At 46.0% G+C, this 4,057-nt stretch carries 7 protein-coding genes; all 7 read right to left on the reverse strand.

Annotated features, from left to right (window positions below):
- Nucleotides 1-233: 233 nt before the first annotated feature.
- The gene (locus tag L2082_RS18725) at nucleotides 234-455 is read right to left on the reverse strand and encodes a hypothetical protein (protein ID WP_446012144.1); all 222 of its coding nucleotides are present in this window, start codon (nucleotides 453-455) and stop codon (nucleotides 234-236) included.
- Between the two features lie 153 nt (nucleotides 456-608).
- Nucleotides 609-1,256, reverse strand: coding sequence for a hypothetical protein (locus L2082_RS18730; RefSeq protein ID WP_446012145.1), 648 nt, complete (start codon nucleotides 1,254-1,256; stop codon nucleotides 609-611).
- A 163-nt stretch (nucleotides 1,257-1,419) separates the two neighbouring features.
- Nucleotides 1,420-1,575, reverse strand: a complete 156-nt coding sequence (locus L2082_RS18735; protein ID WP_446012146.1) for a hypothetical protein — start codon at nucleotides 1,573-1,575, stop codon at nucleotides 1,420-1,422.
- A gap of 75 nt (nucleotides 1,576-1,650) precedes the next feature.
- Nucleotides 1,651-2,085, reverse strand: a complete 435-nt coding sequence (locus L2082_RS18740; protein ID WP_446012147.1) for a hypothetical protein — start codon at nucleotides 2,083-2,085, stop codon at nucleotides 1,651-1,653.
- Nucleotides 2,086-2,281: 196 nt separating this feature from the next.
- On the reverse strand, nucleotides 2,282-2,602 hold the full coding sequence (locus L2082_RS18745) for a DUF3368 domain-containing protein (RefSeq protein ID WP_446012148.1): 321 nt from the start codon (nucleotides 2,600-2,602) through the stop codon (nucleotides 2,282-2,284).
- Between the two features lie 69 nt (nucleotides 2,603-2,671).
- Entirely contained in the window at nucleotides 2,672-3,502 is an 831-nt protein-coding gene (locus L2082_RS18750; RefSeq protein WP_446012149.1) for a KilA-N domain-containing protein, read from the reverse strand.
- A 280-nt stretch (nucleotides 3,503-3,782) separates the two neighbouring features.
- Nucleotides 3,783-4,057: hypothetical protein (locus L2082_RS18755; protein WP_446012150.1), on the reverse strand; the 275-nt coding region annotated here is incomplete at its 5' end.

Consider the following 4,057-nt stretch of genomic DNA (forward strand, 5'->3'; position numbering starts at 1 on the left):
GTTAACAGCTCTGGGTATACAACGTAACGGTAAGCTGATTAACGTGAGCCTGAGAGAGCCTCCAACCTGAGGGCTGTCGGGTTATTGCGCCTTATGTCCATTTTACAGAAAGGCTGTCAGGGGCCTGTTATATCTCTTGTGCCTGGTTTCATTGTATCTTGTTTTGTATAAATATTTTTTGAACTGTCTGGAATTTCCAGATAGTTGCGTAGGTCGGATTGAGCGCAGCGAAATCAGGCCAAATCCTCGCGCCTGAAAGTATTTTTCGGATCTACCGGCTCGGCATTGAAGGTCGGAAAACGAATCGTTTTCTTTTTTCTTTCTTTGCTCACAGGATATTCTTCAATAATAACCATTGCACGATAACGCCCCTGTTTGATTTCAGGGGGAAGTCGCAGGTCAACAACGGCTCGGCCTGGTGCTTTGACAAATATATTCGTTTCGATTGCTTTCATTATTCCGCCTCAGTTCAAGTTGGTTACCGGTGCCCAAGCTCTGCTTGGGCATCTTGACTCCAGAAGCTCCCAGCTTCGGAAAAAGCAGTTCCCAAGCCGGAGCCTGGGAACCAGACAATGATATTATACAGAATATCCCGTCGGAAAAGGAAGCTATCCGCGATCAAGCATATCCAGCAGCTCCGGTGCGTCTTCACAGGCCAGTTCGGCCAGGGCATAGAACTCGGCCATGGCCGAATCCAGGGCATCCATCTTTTCATCCCGCTCCAGGGTAGCCTGCCGGGCTTCACCGGTTTCTTTGGCCTGGGTTATGTTGGCCTTTTCCGCCACATCGACCAAACCCTTTGCTGCGGTGATGGCATCCGGCGGGGTGTTGTACTGGCCGTATTTTGCCAGGGCATCCTGATCGCTCAGGAGGTTGCTGAAAAAGGTGTTGGCCTGGGCCAACCAGCCGGAAAAGGTGCGTTTGCGCTCCTGGTTGAGGGTCAGCTTGATAAAGACGTCGCGCTCATCCCGGAATATTATCCGCCCCAGGCGGACCAGGCGCATGTAGGCATCATGGGCGATCTTCCAGGCCTGTTCATAGGTCTCGGTGGCGGCGTACTGCTCGCTGTACTCGGTTTTCTGGGCAAGATAGAGGTCAAACGCCTGCTGCCGCTGGGTCAGCATCTGATTGAGTATGTCCGGGGTGTAGCCGTACAGGGCGACCCGGCTTTGCAGCTCCGGGACATCGCGGGCATTGGTGAGGCCGGTTTGGTAGCGGTTCAGGCGTTCTTCGATGGAATGATACGGTGCTGGCATGGTGTCCTCCTGAATTGGGTTGAGGGAAGGATTTCCCGGATGATGAGCGGGTGCAGGGGGAGAAAATGGCGTTGCAGTGCTGCAGAGCCGTTTTCTCCTGCTGCAGAATGACTTTCTCCCGCTACAGAACGAGTTTTTCCTGCTACAGAATGATTTTCTCCTACTACAGAACGACTTTTTCCTGCTGCAGGATGAGTTCTGCCTGCTCCAGAACCTCTTTCTCCTGCTTCAGGGTTATTTTTGCCGCTTCGGGAAGGTTTTCTTCCGTTGCAGCAAGGGATTTTCCTTTTGCAGAGGGTGTTTTTCTTGTGCGGTGCAAGATTAATCCACTACATGAGCATTAATAATATAGTGCAGCTGTTTGCGACCGATTGACCACCTGGTTAAGTAATTTTTACAATAAATCATCAAGGCAAGTATGGAGGCGTTTGAAGTTTTTTTCAAATTTTTTTCGGTATCTGGAGAGTCCTGTATTCGGCATTGTCTTTATCCAATCTTCAGTCGAGAACCCGAGTCCATTATCTTTTGTATCTCCTGTATAATAATCCCATGTCTTTTGCAATTTCCTTTGGTACCTTTCGGGCAAGAGAGGCATGATCTTTTTAACAGATTCTCTTTGATCTCGAAGGGTAGCTTCAATACTTTTGTTGTTGTAAGTGATGGTTCCGTTGTTCATGGCTATTTGATCGGAAAAGGACTCCTTAAACTGTAAAATATATGGTCTGAGTTCTTTTCTTTTTTCTCGTTCACAAGTGAGACGATGACTCAATCTTTGTATGAGCCAACCAGTAAAAAGGACGGAAACGCAACCAAGCAATATTTTATTCATGAGTCTTCAGCCTTAACAGCAATAGGTTTTGCAAGTTTTTTCCTACTTTGATATTAGACGGAACCAACAGAGTCTACCCCCTCCCAACAATCCCCAAAAACTCCTCATTATCCACAACCTTCCCCCCATCTCCCGCGCCTTTTTCAGCTTACTCCCGGCCTTTTCCCCGTCCACAAGATAGGTGAAAAAAAACTATTCATTCTCCGGCAAGTCTCAAAGCCTCGTGTTTGAGTGCCTCACTGATGTAGAAGTTATGCTTTTCCAATTGCTCAATCAGAGGTTTTACAGCCGTGATATTCCCATGACGTTTGGCCTTCATCAGAATCCCGACCGTCCCGATCATAGTCACGCCTAAGCGTGCTGCAATCTTTCTGGCGTGCCGGTCATCCAGAACCTCTTTCTCCTGTTTCAGGGTGATTTCCGCCGCTTCGGGAAGGGGTTCTCCCGTTACAGCGAGGGATTTTCTTCTTGCAGAGGGTGTTTTTCTTGTGCGGTGCGTTATCCGCTTTTGTTTCACACAGACAGGCCTACTGCTTGTTTACAGCACAGTACCGGCTTCGATATTTCATTACAAAAGCCGGAAGCATTATTTCATCGACTCAATTTTCGAGATTGTAGGATTGCCGCTCAGAGACTCCAGTTGCTGTATGGCTAAACGATTAAGAATTGCAACTCGTTCCTGCTGCGTGATACCCTGTTGTATCAGCAAGGCATTTTGGCTTTCAAGGGAAGTTAAAACAACCAGTTGGTGTACTGTTGCGTATTCACGCATGTTGCCTTTTAATTTTGGATGCTCGGCTTTCCACTGAGCTGCTGTTTTTCCGAACAACGCGACATTCAGAACATCCGCTTCGCCAGCATAGATGTATCCCGCTTGTGTATTGGAGACCATCGGCGGAATCAGGTTTTCTTTTATAGCATCCGTATGGATTCTGTAATTTGTTTTGGCTAAGGACCTGTTTAAATCCCATTGCAGGCCCTTGGAAGCTATTTCCTGCTCTTTAAGCCTTTGGAATTCTTTTATGAGGTACAGCTTGAATTCAGGGCTTAACCATGACCCGAACTCAAATGCGATGTCCCTGTGGGCGTACGTGCCACCGTATCGTCCTGGCTTTGCGAAAAGACCGATGGCGTTTGTCAGTTTAACCCACTCTTTTACACTGATTTTAAAACGGTTTAGTCCTGCTTGATTTTTAATTGTGGCGAATTCGCCATAATTAAAATTCGGGTTATTAATTTTTTCCCATATGCTTAAAAATTCTAACGTATTTCTGTTTCTAAGCCAGTCGGTAACGAAAAAGTTGCCATCCTTGGCTTTAACCATATCTGTAAGGCAGATGTAATCCTGATCATCCTTATTGGTTACATGGATTTCAATGTCTTGAACTATGATGCTCTTCTGTTTTTTACTGCTCATATCCCGTTGCGTGATGTGTTTTTAGACGGTGTCAATTGCTCTGGAACCTCTTTCTCCCGTTGCAGCGAGGTTTAAGGTTGAAATTTAACATATCAAAACAATTAGATAATAAGGGTTTAAACTATATCTACAATGAAAAGGTTAGAGGTTACATTTTAAAATCAAATGTTATCGGAACTTCTTTTTTTGTTAAAACTGAAAATACGCCTCTCCAATATGAAGACAGGCCCCTGACAGCCTTTCTGTAAAATGGACATAAGGCGCAATAACCCGACAGCCCTCAGATTGGAGGCTCTCTCAGGCTCACGTTAATCAGCTTACCGTTACGTTGTATACCCAGAGCTGTTAACTCAGATGCTATATCACCCAGTACTTTTTTGTAATGAGATGATAAGCCCGTTGTATTCAGCTCGTAGGTGATTTCCGACGCAGTTTCCACGCAAACCCCACTTCGCCTGAAAAAAATTGACATGAGTGTATCAGCACCTATTTTTTGTTCCAGTTTGTCAATGAAAAGACTCATAAAAACCATTAATACATTCTCCGCCTTGAGGG

The organism is Candidatus Electrothrix sp. (genome assembly GCF_052785085.1).